This is a genomic window from Aeromonas rivuli, assembly GCF_000820045.1.
GTDB classification, from domain to species: Bacteria; Pseudomonadota; Gammaproteobacteria; order Enterobacterales; family Aeromonadaceae; genus Aeromonas; species Aeromonas rivuli.
This window is the reverse complement of record NZ_CDBJ01000043.1, coordinates 173,571-186,999: the sequence shown is the minus strand read 5'-3', so window position 1 is coordinate 186,999 and position 13,429 is coordinate 173,571. Positions and strand designations below refer to the sequence as shown.

At 57.1% G+C, this 13,429-nt stretch carries 15 protein-coding genes and 1 tRNA gene; 8 read left to right on the top strand and 8 right to left on the bottom strand.

Going from position 1 to position 13,429, the window contains the following annotated elements; translation table 11 throughout:
- Positions 1-49: 49 nt before the first annotated feature.
- The 4 genes from BN1130_RS09855 (at position 50) to BN1130_RS09840 (ending at position 2,517) form a co-directional block, all read left to right on the top strand.
- Positions 50-496 (top strand): DUF2787 family protein, encoded by a 447-nt coding sequence (locus tag BN1130_RS09855; protein ID WP_042041763.1) that lies wholly within the window; start codon positions 50-52, stop codon positions 494-496.
- A gap of 183 nt (positions 497-679) precedes the next feature.
- Positions 680-1,405, top strand: a complete 726-nt coding sequence (locus tag BN1130_RS09850; protein WP_232301961.1) for a site-specific integrase family protein — start codon at positions 680-682, stop codon at positions 1,403-1,405.
- On the top strand, positions 1,374-2,135 hold the full coding sequence (locus tag BN1130_RS09845) for a hypothetical protein (RefSeq protein WP_042041761.1): 762 nt from the start codon (positions 1,374-1,376) through the stop codon (positions 2,133-2,135). Before BN1130_RS09850 ends, BN1130_RS09845 begins: the two co-directional genes overlap by 32 nt.
- The gene (locus BN1130_RS09840; protein ID WP_042041759.1) at positions 2,128-2,517 is read left to right on the top strand and encodes a hypothetical protein; all 390 of its coding nucleotides are present in this window, start codon (positions 2,128-2,130) and stop codon (positions 2,515-2,517) included. The genes BN1130_RS09845 and BN1130_RS09840 overlap by 8 nt, the downstream gene beginning before the upstream one ends.
- A 67-nt stretch (positions 2,518-2,584) precedes the next feature.
- Here the strand turns inward: BN1130_RS09840 and BN1130_RS22235 are convergent, their stop codons facing one another.
- Positions 2,585-4,063 carry a P-loop ATPase, Sll1717 family gene (locus BN1130_RS22235; RefSeq protein ID WP_157013965.1) on the bottom strand — a complete coding sequence of 493 codons (1,479 nt, stop codon included), beginning with the start codon at positions 4,061-4,063 and terminating at the stop codon, positions 2,585-2,587.
- A gap of 170 nt (positions 4,064-4,233) precedes the next feature.
- On the opposite strand from BN1130_RS22235, the gene BN1130_RS09835 reads away from it, so the two are divergent.
- A tRNA-Asn gene (locus BN1130_RS09835) sits at positions 4,234-4,309 on the top strand.
- A gap of 266 nt (positions 4,310-4,575) precedes the next feature.
- A complete protein-coding gene (locus BN1130_RS09825; protein WP_042041757.1) occupies positions 4,576-5,085 on the top strand; it encodes a DUF1993 domain-containing protein in 510 nt (169 codons plus the stop codon).
- 86 nt (positions 5,086-5,171) lie between these two features.
- On the opposite strand, the gene BN1130_RS09820 is transcribed toward BN1130_RS09825, so the two are convergent.
- Together BN1130_RS09820 and BN1130_RS09815 are read right to left on the bottom strand one after the other, a co-directional pair.
- Entirely contained in the window at positions 5,172-5,777 is a 606-nt protein-coding gene (locus tag BN1130_RS09820) for a LysE family translocator (protein ID WP_042041756.1), read from the bottom strand.
- Between the two features lie 16 nt (positions 5,778-5,793).
- Positions 5,794-6,618 carry an AraC family transcriptional regulator gene (locus BN1130_RS09815; RefSeq protein WP_042041755.1) on the bottom strand — a complete coding sequence of 275 codons (825 nt, stop codon included), beginning with the start codon at positions 6,616-6,618 and terminating at the stop codon, positions 5,794-5,796.
- Positions 6,619-6,860: 242 nt separating this feature from the next.
- Here BN1130_RS09815 and BN1130_RS09810 point away from each other — a divergent pair, with 242 nt between their 5' ends.
- Positions 6,861-7,193: a YegP family protein gene (locus BN1130_RS09810; protein ID WP_042041753.1), complete on the top strand. Its 333-nt coding sequence runs from the start codon at positions 6,861-6,863 to the stop codon at positions 7,191-7,193.
- Positions 7,194-7,329: 136 nt separating this feature from the next.
- Here the strand turns inward: BN1130_RS09810 and BN1130_RS09805 are convergent, their stop codons facing one another.
- Positions 7,330-7,662: a hypothetical protein gene (locus BN1130_RS09805; protein WP_042041752.1), complete on the bottom strand. Its 333-nt coding sequence runs from the start codon at positions 7,660-7,662 to the stop codon at positions 7,330-7,332.
- A 357-nt stretch (positions 7,663-8,019) separates the two neighbouring features.
- Entirely contained in the window at positions 8,020-8,886 is an 867-nt protein-coding gene (locus BN1130_RS09800; RefSeq protein WP_042041751.1) for an EamA family transporter, read from the bottom strand.
- A gap of 106 nt (positions 8,887-8,992) precedes the next feature.
- Here BN1130_RS09800 and BN1130_RS09795 point away from each other — a divergent pair, with 106 nt between their 5' ends.
- Positions 8,993-9,451, top strand: a complete 459-nt coding sequence (locus BN1130_RS09795; protein ID WP_042041750.1) for an Lrp/AsnC family transcriptional regulator — start codon at positions 8,993-8,995, stop codon at positions 9,449-9,451.
- 126 nt (positions 9,452-9,577) lie between these two features.
- Here the strand turns inward: BN1130_RS09795 and BN1130_RS09790 are convergent, their stop codons facing one another.
- The 3 genes from BN1130_RS09790 to treB all read right to left on the bottom strand — a co-directional run bounded on the left by BN1130_RS09790 (position 9,578) and on the right by treB (position 13,370).
- On the bottom strand, positions 9,578-10,183 hold the full coding sequence (locus tag BN1130_RS09790) for a sugar O-acetyltransferase (RefSeq protein WP_042041749.1): 606 nt from the start codon (positions 10,181-10,183) through the stop codon (positions 9,578-9,580).
- Between the two features lie 3 nt (positions 10,184-10,186).
- Positions 10,187-11,848 (bottom strand): alpha,alpha-phosphotrehalase, encoded by a 1,662-nt coding sequence (gene treC, locus BN1130_RS09785; protein ID WP_042041945.1) that lies wholly within the window; start codon positions 11,846-11,848, stop codon positions 10,187-10,189.
- A 91-nt stretch (positions 11,849-11,939) separates the two neighbouring features.
- A complete protein-coding gene (treB, locus tag BN1130_RS09780; RefSeq protein WP_042041746.1) occupies positions 11,940-13,370 on the bottom strand; it encodes a PTS trehalose transporter subunit IIBC in 1,431 nt (476 codons plus the stop codon).
- Between the last annotated feature and the right edge of the window lie 59 nt (positions 13,371-13,429).

Here is a 13,429-nt window from a genome sequence, read left to right as displayed (position 1 = left end):
ACTATTCCATCACTCGAATCCCCACCTTTCACTTCAAGAGAAGCACAACATGACACCGACCCTCGTAATCACGGGCTTGCCTGTGAGGATAAGTCACGACCTGCAAACGCTACTGGAGCAAGCCATCAGCTCTGCGCTGGAGGATTTTCCAGACGAGATTCCGGATGGCTCCACATCTGCAGCCCTGACCCTCAACTACCGAGATCCTGACTACAGCGCAACAACCGGAGGCTATCACCCTGTCGAGATCCGTCTTGAACGCCGGGATGACGGCTGGCACCTGCGCTACGTCACTGACTTTGCCTATGTGGGCCAAGGCTGGTGCACCGAGCTCACCAAGGAGTTGGATTTCGATTTCAGCATGAGTGAGTACACCCATTCGTTGATGGGTGAAATGTCACTGGCAGAGGTGAATGAATGGTTTGACGTCTGGCAGCAGAGCTTTTGCTGCTATGCCCAGATGGACGTATTCACCCTGACAGTGACGCCAGACTGACGCCCAAGACAGGATATCGACCGGAAAGCCGGTGGCCACGAGTGGGTAAACCATCAGCGGCCAACATCACCACCAACAGATAAACCAGTACCACCAGAACAGCACAGGGATCCGACCTCCCTGTGCTGTTTTTTCTTGGGGCAATGCCAGCCCCTGCTCACACCAGTTAACAGGAGTTCCACTATGTCAGATCTCCCATCTCGTTTTCGCTTCACCCAAAAAGCGATTGAGGCGCTGCCACCCAATCCCGCAAATTCAAAATCCACAGAGGCCGAATACAGCGACACCCAGATCTCGGGGCTCAAATGCTTGGTAGGGAAAGGGGAGGGCAACAAGAAGTTCCTGATGCGATATCTGTGGCATGGTCGCAAGCGGGCTATTGCCATAGGTCGCTTTCCAGACGTAGACCTGAACACGGCTAGAGAGATTGCCACGGAGTATAAACGGCTGCTGTCACAAGGCATCGACCCCAAGCAATTGAAGGAGGATAAGAGGCAAGAGCTCACGTTGCATGAGCTGTTCCAGCTGCATTACCTGCCTTATGCCAAGCACCATAAACGCTCTTGGCGGAACGACGAGCAGCGGTTCCGGGATCACCTGCAACCGGCGCTTGGATCCCGGCTGTTATCGGAAATCAATCTGGAGCAAGGGCAAGCGTTGCAAACCAGCCTGATGTGCCAGTGCAAGCCCGCGACCAACAACCGGATCACCACCTTGCTCAAGGCCATCCTGACGTGGAGTGTGCGGATGGGGTACCTGGAGCAACATCCATTGGTCTATCTGAAGACGCTCCCCGAGAACAACCAGCGAACCCGATTCCTAGATAAGGCTGAGATCCGGCGTTTGTTCATGGCGGCGGATGCTGACGAGAATCGCTATGCAGGGCAGTACGCCCCCTGTGCTGGCTAAGGCTGGCGTTAAGTGTGCTGGAACGACAGAGGAGCAGAACGCATGGATCCTGAGGCTCTACCTTGACCGTGAGCCGGGGCAGAAGATCGACGCCAGTCACCTGATCTCGCTTCGGGAGCAGTGGCTGACGGAAAGCGACCTGATCGAAATCAAGAAGCAGATCAGGCTGCCCTACGAGTTCGACCAGAAGCGGCAGTTGGTGAACCCACGGATGGTTGAGGTGGCCGGTGAAACACACATCGCTTGCGATACGGTGCCTTGGGACGATGCTGGCATGGCGGATCATTGCCGTGCCCGTTTCGATGGATGGCGAGAGGACAACTGCCTCAAGACCATGGAGGACTGGACCAGTTGGGAGGACTACTACGAATCTGCCTTGGCTTTACAGGGTTCCAAGATGCGGATCCGAGAAGATGGCTCGCTGGGCATCTTGACCCGCATTCTGACCCGTTCACTGGTGCAGAAGGCTTGGTTCGCCCACTCGATGACTTACGGCGAGATTTCGGCGTTGCTGACCTCGGTGGGCTTGCCCGTCACGGTCGACACCTGCAAGAACAGCAAGCGGGCCGCTCTACCGGAGAATGTCGTGCCTGTTACTGGCGAGGTGCTGCGGGTGCTGGCTCTACTGCTACGCCAGCTCCCAGGCTACCCTCTTGAGCCACTGTTTAAGCCTGAGCGGTTGGCTGAGGCTACACGTCGTCTGAAGGAGTTGGAGGTGGCCCATGGCTGAACTTCAATATGGACCACAGATCCTGCTGGAAGCGCAGGCCTTGTATCAAGCCATGAAGAAGGGTAAGACCAACTATGGTCGCCGAGAAGTTTCAGACTTGATCACGCAGCATGTGCCGAGCTTATCGAATACACCCCAGTTCAGGATGGAGTTTTCTTCCTTGGTTTTGCGGAGGACTGGGTGGGGCCGGAGGGTCTTCATCAACCAGTTGTTTGATTTGATCGCGAGCCACTTTGAGATTGAAGCGCCTCATGATGTGGCTCCTGTTAATGATTGGGTCGCAGCTCCAGCCCCAGACCCCGTGAATCTAGTTGTGGACATTTGTGACATCCAGGATCTTGATCTAGACCTCCATGATCCTGACACCCCTCCTTGGGGTTAATTATCAAAACGCCGCAGCACTCGCTGCGGCGTTATTTTGTAGTGCTCTTACTAGCGAGCAAGCTGTTTTATGCAGCGCCCTGAATTAATTTGAGAGCCCCACGGTAGAGCATTGGAACCCAAAAAATAGGTTTTTCACGAGTGCCTCTCCGCTCAAAAAAACCCGCTTCAATAAGCTGCTCGATAATTATCGTCGTCTGCTCATTACTACACCCCCAAATAGTTGTTAGTGTTAAGGGAGTTTGTTGTGTTTTTTGACCTTCAAGTTTTTGTAAATAAGGTTGTAGTGATGGTTTTTCAGCACAAAGAGTCTGTTCGAATCGTGCTTTGGAGACTGATAGTAGCCCTGAGCGAATAGAGGAATTTCCAATCAAATAGAGCTGTTCTCTATCAGAACTGCCAAGTTCATCAAGTTTAAGCTGCTCATCTCTAGCCGCCAGAAGTAAGTGAATTAATTCTCTGGGCGCTGTACGTTTTGTGCCGTCCGCTGTACGAGACAACATCCAGTCGAGAGTTTTAGGCTTGCTTTTTCCTACATCTACTTGAGGTGGAAATACTTTATAGAAAAACAAACTTTGCTGCTCCGCCGACTTAAGCACTTCTTTTTGAGACATTTTATAAAACTTGCAAACACTCTCATTTGAGACAAGTCGCCTTACTATAAGGTTAAGAAGTGATTTTTGATCCCACGACAATGTGATTGATCGTGTAACATGACTAGCCTCACGAAATCCGCCCTTAACAATCTTGCTCCAGATATCATCCCGTAGAAAAATTTTAACTTTTATATGGGATAGCGACAGCATATCTAAATAGGTTCTAAACAATGATCTTAACGCTACAGCTTCTAATGTTTCTGAGTCTGAAAAAGCGACATCTAGTCTATCTAAAGCAAGCCAAACGGTTATTTTATAGATAGAGAAAACGTTATTGAGTTGAGCTAATAAATTGTCGAGAGACCTGTACCCTAAGCTTCGCTCTTCGATGGATGGTTCTTCGAAAGTTATCTTGGCTCCATATGTAACACCTGTCGGATCCGTGACGGACCCTTCAAACGAGGGAGCCAGTTTCCGAAGATACTCTAAAACACTTTTTAAACGGGTTAACAGAGTGATCCCCGGAGCAAGAAGTCCATGCTCGGACAGCAAATCAAAAACCTCATTAGCTTCCTGGTTTTTAATGTTTGAGGTTGTCAGGTGATGGCGGAGATAGTTTGCGGAAATTGATAAAAAATAAAGTTTCCATAATGAACGAAAGTTTTCTTCAGATAGATTTGATTTGGCTGACAATTCTCTGAAAACTGGTGTGCCTCGTGGGTTTTCAGCAGCAATAAAAAGAGTTCTATCTTTTACGCGGAGCTCATTTTCTTGTGCAACTAGGAGGGAATAAAGGGCACTTTTACCTGACCCTTTTGAACCGAAGACAATATCGACCTCCCCTGATAGAAGTTTTTTCCACTGGTCTGTCTCAACGAAATATGTGTGTAGCTCATCGACTTCGTCTTCCGCAATTCTGGTGCCAAAAACAGTTTCCTGCAATACAGACATTCTGTTCATCATCGCTCCGATGTACGTTGATTAGCCAAAATCCGTCCTGAGGCCAGTGCGGAAGGCAGATTGGCAATGCTATTACTCGCGCCCGCAAAAATCTACGATTCGCTGTTTTAACTTCGAAAGTTAATGCGATGGCGATTCCGTCTCTGGGCACCAAGTACAATTCCTCCTTAGTTCAGTCGGTAGAACGGCGGACTGTTAATCCGTATGTCGCTGGTTCAAGTCCAGCAGGAGGAGCCAACACAAAAGCCCAGCAGCAATGCTGGGCTTTTTCTTTATGCAGTTTTCCCCATTCCTCTCGCCATTCAAGCGGATGGCTGCGCTCATCGACATGGACAGCAGACAACATAGTTGCAAGTGGGCCACGCAGTTTCGCCCTACGGCAGAGGTTGTCGTCTGGTTGTGTTGGCGGGGCCACAAATCTGCGTGTGCGCAGGAAAAAAGGGGCTATATTGGGCTGCGCCGCCCCGCGGGGCGGCTCTCCCAGCCTTTATAGAGAGCGCATCATGAACCGTGAATTTACCGCCCAGTTTATCAAAATGCTCACCAACCTCGACCAGCTGCTGGTCAAGGCGGCGGCCCATGCCGAGATGAAGAAGTACGACGTGAATAACTTCTTCGGTGATCGGCTCATCGTCGATATGTTGCCACTGAGCAAGCAGGTACTGATTTGCTGCGAATCGGCCAAGGCCTGCGTGGCGACTGCCAGCCACAACGACAATCCGAGTTTCACGGATGAACCGGCCACCATGGCGGATCTTCGTGGTCGTATCCAGGGGACCATCGACTTCCTCAAGGGCCACCTGGATGCTGACTACAGTGCGTTCGAGAGCGGCAAGTACTTTCCTTACTGGGCCAATGGCAAGTGGATGGATGGCAAGACCTGTTTCTACGAGTACGCGCTGCCGAACTTCTATTTCCATCTGACCATGACCTATGCCCTGCTGCGCCGGGCCGGGGTCGAGCTGGGTAAAGGGGATTATCTGGGCGCGCTGGCATTCCATCAGCCGGAATAAGACAAACGGGATGCAAGACAGATGGGCCTGCCAATGTGGCAGGCCCGTTTTTATTGGTCGGTCTCTAGGCTGGGAAGCTGCGCGACTCAGCCCCTGAGAGGCAGATAGACATGTTGATAGGCCAGAGATGCGGCGGAGTAGAGCAGCAGGGCGGCCATGATGAGGTTGAAGTACCTGAACCAGCGTGGGTCTTGAATGTGGCGGCCAACGCGATCCCCCAGCAGTGAATAGCTGCCCGGTGCGCCCGCCGCCAGCAAGCCAAGCAGCAGGGACCAGGGCAGCAGGCTCCAGCCGTGGATCTGCGCCGCCGGGAACTGGATGCTGGTGATGGGCAGGGTCGCTATCATGGCCTTGGGATTGAGCAGCTGGATCACAAATCCATTGCCCATGCCGAGCGGGCGGGCCGAGGATGCTTGCCCGCTGACCTCGCCCTTGTCGAGGGCAATCTTGATGGCGAGATAGGTGATGTAGAGGTAGCCCACCAGACTGACATAGATCAGGGTATCCGCTCCGACCAACCGGGCCCCCAGCCATCCAAACAGAAGCAGTAGCAGGCACATCGCCATGCCGACGCCCAGGAAGAAACCGAGGGAGGCACGGGCCCGGCCGCCCAGGCCGGCATTGAGGCCAATCAGGTTGACGGGGCCAGGGGTATACATGATGCCAATGGCATAGGCGAGGATCTCAATCATGAAACTGTCCTTGGGCTCAGCGGTTCAGGTTGGCGCTGTATTGGGTCGGGGTCATGCCGTAGATGCGCTTGAAGCGGCGGTTGAGGTGGCTCAGATCGGTGAAACCGTAGCGATACACCAGATCCTGCACCGACTCCCCTCTCTCCAGGGCGCGGCGCGCCGCATTGATGCGGCAGTTGATCACATATTGATGGGGTGTGATGCCGAGCTGCTGGCGAAACAGACGCAGGAAGTGGTACTTGGAGATATTGGCCGCCGCGCTGATGTCGGCCAGGGAGATATCCTGCTGGAAGTGGCCATGGATGAAGTCCCTCCCCTGTAACAGGAGCCTGTCGATGCGACTCACTCTGGTATCCGGTTCGAAGCGGCCCGCCTGCTGCATCACCCGGGCGGCGAGACGATAGAGGGCAAACTCCTGCTCTATGCTGGCGGCCTGGCTGTTCACCGCCTGAGCCAGCTCGAGTATGCAGTCGCTCAGCCCGCTGTCGCGCACCAGGGGTTGTGGTAGCCGGTACTGCCCGGTGTGCTCCCCCGCCGCGTTGGCAAACAGCGGCGTGAGTTCGTGGGGAGGAATATAGAGCATGGTGTAGTCGAGGCTGGCGTTGTCTCCCGCATGGCCATCATGGACATCCCCTGGATTGAACTGGATGACGCTGCCCGCCGGACTGGAGTGGAAGCTGCCATGGCAGAAGAAGTTCTGCCGCCCGGCCAGGGTGACGCCGAAGGAGTACTCCTCGTGGGCATGACGGTCGTAGCGAAACGCCGTCATATTGACCCGCAGCGCAGTCAGGCTCGCCAAGTGCTGGCTCTGTGCGAATATGAACTGATTATCCTGCGCCATCTCTCCCTCTCTTGACCGCGATGCCATGCCCTAATCTACCGGCAAGAGGTGGCTAGCCGCTTGGACAATCTTGCTGTTTGCAGGTACTGACGGTATCCCCAGATGATAATGGCTCACATGGGTCTTCATTTGGCGCGTTCTCTGCCGGTGCTTTTTTGGTTGAGTGCCAATCCGGTCACATCCTTGTCAACAAAAGCGGGCTAGTTTAATGGGTGACCTCAACACAGCATAAGGATGCAACCATGGGATGGTATGAACTCAAGCTGGCCAAGAACGACCAGTATCACTTCGTGCTCAAGGCCGGTAATGGCGAAGTGATCCTCAACAGCGAGATGTACAACAGCAAGGCGGCGGCGCAAAACGGCATCGCCTCAGTGCAGACCAACTCTCCCGAGGCGGGCCAATATGAGCTGAAGGAGGCCGCCAACGGCAAGTATCATTTCAATCTGAAAGCGAAGAACCACCAGGTCATCGGTTCCAGCCAGATGTATGCCAGCCAGGCGTCGGCCCAGAATGGTATCGCCTCGGTGCAAACCAACGGACCCTCCGCGACCATCAAGGATCTGACCATCTAACGAGACCGGGCCCCATGGTCCGGTGTCGCGTTTGCTTTATCGCTTGCGAGCAGCTCAGCGTTGCATCGCCTGGGTTGTACTAAGCAGAAGGCCCCGCAATGCGGGGCCTTCTCTCTGAGGATGCTCGACGGGCTGCTTAGCTCTGCTTGCCGCTGCCTATGCCGAACGGGATGCGGTAGTCGCTGCTCTGTTCACCCAGGCTGACGGTCAGCGTGCCCTGAGTGCGGCTTGGGATCTTCACCACTTGGGTGCCTGTCAGGTTGGCATGAACCGAGGTCAATAAATCACCGGATCCGTCACGCACTTCCAGCATGGGGTTGGCTTTGCCATCGACCGCAGCGGTCGCGTGCCAGTTCACAAAGAGCACACCCGGGGTGGCATTGAAGTCAGCGGGAACCGAAGCCTGGGCGACACCAGCACTCATCAGGCCTGCGACGGCCAGCATCTTGATTAGGTTTTTCATGTTCATTCACTCTCTTGGTTTTTATGTCATTGGCAAGGCCGGTGAGGCCCGCATCAATGCATCCTTGCAAGAGGTTGTTCAAATACTGTGTAGGTCTTTTCTGACGTCAGACACCCTGTTCTTGGTATCCCAGCCTGGAAGAACCTGTTATTTGGCCGCTTGGCGCTCCTGCCTAAGCGATGAATGCATGGTAAACAGGTCATCGCTCGGTTGTTAGCGAGATAAATTGGTCTGAATATTCAAAAAAAATGAACAAGATGTGAGGGGGCTGCCATCTCGGATCGCCAGTGTCGGAACTGCTCCCGCCAGCGGCCAGCAGAACCGTTGCCGCAATGAAGCCGGTCGCCGCCTCTATTGAGGGGATCACGCCAGGTCGGCGCGCCGTCGTCCCCCATGCCAGGTGGTGCCCATCGAAGCGGTTATGATGGCGGCTATTCCCAGCCACTGGGACGGGGGCAGTTGCTCTCCCAGCAACAGCAACCCCATCAGGGCGCCCATGGCGGGTTCGCCGCTGGTCAGTATGCCGTAGCTCTTGAGCGGCAACCGACGCAGGGCAAACATCTCGAGGGAGTAGGGGATGGCGCTTGAGAGCAGCCCCACCCCCACTATGGTCAGCACCAGGGGAAGGGTGAAGCTGGCCTCACTCGCCCCACTCAGACCGAAGGGGAGCACCAGCAGGGTTCCCACCCACATGCCAAGGGCCGGGGCCTGGGCCCCCAGCAAGGCACCGGCCCGTTTGCCGGTCAGCATATAGAGCCCCCAGAACACGCCAGCACCGAGTGCCAGTGCGGCCCCCAGGGGATCTATGGCCTGTTCGGCGGCCCGCAGCGGCAGCAGCAACAGCAGACCGACGATGGCCAGCGCCAGCCAGATGAAGTCTTCCCGGTGGCGGGAGCTGAGCAGCGCCACCGTCAGGGGGCCTATGAACTCGATGGCCAGCGCCACGCCGAGGGGAATGCGCTCTATGGCCAGATAGAAGAGCAGGTTCATGGCTCCCAGCGAGAGTCCATAAGGGATGGCCCCCAGCAGGGTGCGTCTGTCGAGTGGCGCTCGCCAGACCCGTAACACCAGAGAGAGGAGGAGGGCAGCACACCCCAGCCGGAACAAGGTGGTGCCGGCGGCCCCGATCAAGGGAAACAGCGACTTGGCCAGGGAGGCGCCCAGGGTGATCGACAGCATGGCGAGCATGACCGCCAGCAGGGAGGGGAGGGCTGTGGTGGTCGGTGGCATCTTGTTCACACCTGAGCAGGGAAGGGGAAGTAAAATATATCTGGCGATAGCCGTAATTTCGGTCTAAAACTGGCCCCACTCGATAATTTTTATCTCTTTATCCCCCATGACCGACAAGTTCGATCTGCTCATCCTCGCCGAGCTGCAGCAGGATGCCCGTCTGCCCATTCCCGAGCTGGCCCACAGGGTCGGCCTCTCGGCGCCCGCCTGTTACCGCCGTGTCCGGACGCTGCGGGAGGCGGGACTTATCGAGCGGGAGGTGGCGCTGGTGGCACCGGCGACCATGGGCTGGCCTATCACCATGCTGGTGCTCGTCACCCTGGAGCGGGATCATGGCCGTATCGTCGATGAGATGATTGCCTGCCTGAAGGGGGAGCCTGAGGTCATGGACCTCTGGTATGTGACGGGTGAGCAGGACTTCGTGCTGCAGGTGGCCGCGCGGGACATGCCGAGTTACGAGCAGTTCACCCGGCGGGTACTGCATGCCAGGGAGCAGGTGCGCAGCTTCAAGACCCTGGTGGTCATGGGGCAGCACAAGCGCTGCGGGACCTTGCTGCCTGCCTGAGGGGGCGCCTATACTGCGATGCCGTGCCTGCAAGCCATTGGCAGGCTGTCGTGAACAAGAGAGGTTTGCAGGCGTTGGCCACAGCGCCGTGCACAAGCCGGTGCAGTATTAGCTGCCCCGGTTGTGTCAGATCTCCGCCAGCTCCTGCGCCGTCATGGGGCGTAATACCCGGCAGGGGTTGCCGACCGCGACCACATTGGCCGGGATATCTTTGGTGACCACGGATCCCGCCCCTATCACGCTGTTATCCCCTATGGTGACACCCGGGCAGATGACGGTGCTGCCCCCTATCCAGACGTTGTTGCCAATGCGCACCGGCTTGCCGAACTCGACGCCGGCCACCCGAGGGGCCACCGCCACCGGGTGGGCGGCGGTGTAGATCTGCACCCCAGGCGCCAGCAGCACGTTGTCACCTATGTGTACCTCGCACACGTCGAGGATGGTGCAGTTGACGTTGGCGTAGAAGTTCTCGCCCACGAAGATGTTGGCGCCATAGTCACAGAAGAACGGCGGGTTGATGGCGCACAGCTCGCCCCGGCTGCCGAGCAGTGCGCTCAGCAGGGCGTCCCGCTCCGGCTGCTCCTGCCAGTGGGTGTTGAAGCTGTGATAGAGGAAACGGCAGCGCTCGCGGGCCGCCTTCAGCTCGGGGTGGCCCGCATCATAGGGCTCCCCCGCCACCATCTTCTGCCATTCGTGACCGCGCACCGCAGTCTTCGTCATCACCTCGCTCATCGCCTACTCCATCAGCCAGATCAGGGATTCATAAGGGCGCAGCTCGCAGGATTGCGGCCGGGCCGGGCTGTCGGGGTAGTTGCCAAGCAGCAGGCGACCCTTGTCCGCTTGCATCCCCGCAGGCAATACAAAATCGACCACTTCGCCGTAGAAGTTGCTTACCACCAGCAGGGTCTGGCCGTTGGCGCGGCGGGCATAGGCCCAGATCTGGGCGTGCCCCGCCAGCAGCTCCTGATAATCCCCTTGCGTGAAGATGGGATGATCCTTGCGAAGCCGTACCAGATCCCGGTAGTGCCAGAACACGGAGTCAGCATCGGCCAGCGCCGCCTCGGCATTGATCTCGGGGTAGTTGGCGGCGGGCTTGAGCCAGGGTGTGCCTTTGGTAAAACCGGCGTTGGGGGCGGCATTCCACTGCATGGGGGTACGGGAGTTGTCCCGCGACTTGGCGCCCAGAATAGCGAGGATCTCGGCATCCTCCATCCCTTCGGCACGCTTGATGGCGAAGATATTGTGGCTCTCCACATCCTGATAGTCATGGATGCTGCCATAGCCGGGGTTGGTCATGCCGATCTCCTCCCCCTGATAGATGTAGGGGGTGCCTTGCAGGCCGTGCAAGGTGCTGGCCAGCATCTTGGCGGCAACAACCCGGTGTTCGCCCTCATCCCCGAAGCGGGAGACGATGCGCGGCTGGTCGTGGTTGCACCAGAACAGCGCCGACCACCCCTTGCCGTGCATGCCGCTCTGCCAATGGTTGAAGATGCGTTTGAGCTCGATGAAATCGAAGGGCGCCTTGGTCCACTTGTCGCCATTGGGGTAGTCGACTTTCAGGTGGTGGAAATTGAACACCATGGAGAGCTCGGAGCCATCCAGTGCGCCGTAGCGCTGGCAGTGCGCAAGCGACGTGGAGGACATTTCTCCCACCGTCATGGCGCCGACCGGGGCGAAGACGTCGCGGCTCACATCTTGCAGGAACTCGTGGATGCGCGGCCCGTCGGTGTAGAAGCGGCGGCCATCGCCACTGTCGTCGTTCGGGAAGGATTGATCCTTGGAGATGAGGTTGATGACGTCGAGACGGAAACCGTCTATCCCCTTGTCAGCCCAGAAGTGGATGATGTTTTTCACCTCGGCCCGCACCGCCGGGTTTTCCCAGTTGAGATCCGCTTGCTCGCGGGCGAACAGGTGCAGATAGTACTGGTTTGTGGCGGGGTCCAGCTCCCAGGCGCTGCCGCCAAACTTGGATTGCCAGTTGTTGGGCAGGCCGCCAGCTACCGGATCGCGCCAGATGTAGTAGTCGCGGTAGGGGCTGTTCTTGTCCCCCAGCGCCGATTTGAACCAGGCGTGCTCGGTGGAGGTGTGGTTGACCACAATGTCCATCACGATGCGGATGTCGCGCGCGTGGGCCGCTGCCAGCAGCGCCTCGAAATCGCTCATGGTGCCGTAGGCGGGATCGATGTTCAGGTAGTCGGCGATGTCGTAACCGTTGTCCACCTGAGGGGACACATAGACCGGAGTCAGCCAGAGGGCATCGACACCGAGGGTCTTGAGGTAATCGAGGCGGGCCATGATCCCCTTGAGATCGCCGGTGCCACGGGCGCCGGAATCTTGAAAGCTCTTGGGGTAGATCTGGTAAATCACGGCACTCTGCCACCAGGGAGTCTGTTTCATGGTCGGGTCGCTCATCTTGTTGAAACGGATGGTTGAATAGTAAAGAGGCATGAAAAGGGCGGAGCCTGGGCTCCGCCGCGGTACTTGTCGATCAGGTGGCGCTCAGTTCCAGCTTGCCAGCCGCCTGCTGGCGTTTGTAGACCAGCATGGTCAGCGCCAGGGGCACCACGATGGCCACCAGCATGGCGAGGGAGTAGATGCCCCAGAACTCTGGCTTGATGGTGAGGATACCTGGCAGGCCACCCACCCCGATGCCGTTTGACATGACATGGGCGAAACCACAGATGAGGGCCGCACAGCTCGAGCCCACCATGGCGCACAGCATGGGGAACTTGTACTTGAGGTTGACGCCGTACATGGCCGGTTCGGTCACTCCCAGATAAGCCGAGATGGCGGCAGGTACCGAGATCTCCCGCTCATTCTCCTTGCGGCTGATCAGTATGATACCGAGCACGGCGGACGCCTGGGCGATGTTGGACAGGGCGATCAGCGGCCAGATCGGGGTACCACCTATGTCCTTCATCAACTGCAGATCCACGGCATTGGTGGTGTGGTGGATGCCGGTGATGACCAGAGGCGCATAGAAGAAACCGAAAATGGCGGAGCCAATGGGGGCGAAATCGCCGGTCATGGCGGCTCTGGCGGCATAGCCCACGCCTTCACCTATCCAGCGGCCAAAGGGGCCTATCAGGGTGTGAGCCAGGATGACGGTCACGATGAGGGCCACAAACGGCACTATGACCATGTAGAGATAGGCCGGGATGATGCGTCTGAGATTGGTTTCGAGCCAGGCCAGCACTACACCCGCGAGGATGGAGGGAATAACCTGGGCCTGGTAACCCACCTTCTGGATGGTAAAGATCCCGAAGTCCCATACATCGGGGGTCGCGCCGCCGATGCCATAGGCATTCATCAACTGCGGCGACACCAGGGTGATCCCCAGCACTATGCCGAGGATCTCGGATCCCCCCATCTTCTTCACGGTGGACCAGCAGACGCCGACCGGCAGGAAGTGGAAGATGGCCTCACCGATCAGCCAGAGGAAGGAGTGAACCCCGGCCCAGAACTGGCTGATTTCGACCAGGGTATGGGTACCATCATCGAACATCTTGATGTCGCCGATGACGTTGCGAAAACCCAGGAGCAGGCCACCGGTGATGATGGCGGGCAGCAGAGGGACGAAAATCTCCGCCATATGGGAGATGGCTCGCTCCAGGGGATTCATGTTATGACGCGCCGCCTGCTTGGCGGCTTCTTTGCTGCCGCCACTGACCCCGATCTCCTCGGTGAGCGCTTTGTACCACTGGTCCACCTCATTGCCGATGACCACCTGGAACTGGCCGCCCTGAGTGAAACTTCCCTTCACTGCCGGAATGGTCTCTATGGCCTTGGGGTCGGCCTTGGCCGGATCGGCCAGCACGAACCTGAGCCGGGTCAGGCAGTGACTGACGGTGGTGATGTTCTCTTTGCCGCCGATCCGTTCGATCAACTGCGCCAGATGTTGTGTGTTGACTTTTGACATGAGCCTTCCCTCTGTGACTCGATGAATAATGGTCGTTTTTTTGCTGGCTAGCCAATGAC

What these genes read in the sequence shown, in the direction of transcription:
- BN1130_RS09855 (WP_042041763.1), top strand. Translation starts at nt 50, where the DNA reads ATGACACCGACCCTCGTAATCACGGGCTTGCCTGTGAGGATAAGTCAC.
- BN1130_RS09850 (WP_232301961.1), top strand. Translation starts at nt 680, where the DNA reads ATGTCAGATCTCCCATCTCGTTTTCGCTTCACCCAAAAAGCGATTGAG.
- BN1130_RS09845 (WP_042041761.1), top strand. Translation starts at nt 1,374, where the DNA reads ATGCAGGGCAGTACGCCCCCTGTGCTGGCTAAGGCTGGCGTTAAGTGT.
- BN1130_RS09840 (WP_042041759.1), top strand. Translation starts at nt 2,128, where the DNA reads ATGGCTGAACTTCAATATGGACCACAGATCCTGCTGGAAGCGCAGGCC.
- BN1130_RS22235 (WP_157013965.1), bottom strand. Translation starts at nt 4,063, where the DNA reads ATGTCTGTATTGCAGGAAACTGTTTTTGGCACCAGAATTGCGGAAGAC.
- BN1130_RS09825 (WP_042041757.1), top strand. Translation starts at nt 4,576, where the DNA reads ATGAACCGTGAATTTACCGCCCAGTTTATCAAAATGCTCACCAACCTC.
- BN1130_RS09820 (WP_042041756.1), bottom strand. Translation starts at nt 5,777, where the DNA reads ATGATTGAGATCCTCGCCTATGCCATTGGCATCATGTATACCCCTGGC.
- BN1130_RS09815 (WP_042041755.1), bottom strand. Translation starts at nt 6,618, where the DNA reads ATGGCGCAGGATAATCAGTTCATATTCGCACAGAGCCAGCACTTGGCG.
- BN1130_RS09810 (WP_042041753.1), top strand. Translation starts at nt 6,861, where the DNA reads ATGGGATGGTATGAACTCAAGCTGGCCAAGAACGACCAGTATCACTTC.
- BN1130_RS09805 (WP_042041752.1), bottom strand. Translation starts at nt 7,662, where the DNA reads ATGAACATGAAAAACCTAATCAAGATGCTGGCCGTCGCAGGCCTGATG.
- BN1130_RS09800 (WP_042041751.1), bottom strand. Translation starts at nt 8,886, where the DNA reads ATGCCACCGACCACCACAGCCCTCCCCTCCCTGCTGGCGGTCATGCTC.
- BN1130_RS09795 (WP_042041750.1), top strand. Translation starts at nt 8,993, where the DNA reads ATGACCGACAAGTTCGATCTGCTCATCCTCGCCGAGCTGCAGCAGGAT.
- BN1130_RS09790 (WP_042041749.1), bottom strand. Translation starts at nt 10,183, where the DNA reads ATGAGCGAGGTGATGACGAAGACTGCGGTGCGCGGTCACGAATGGCAG.
- treC (WP_042041945.1), bottom strand. Translation starts at nt 11,848, where the DNA reads ATGAAACAGACTCCCTGGTGGCAGAGTGCCGTGATTTACCAGATCTAC.
- treB (WP_042041746.1), bottom strand. Translation starts at nt 13,370, where the DNA reads ATGTCAAAAGTCAACACACAACATCTGGCGCAGTTGATCGAACGGATC.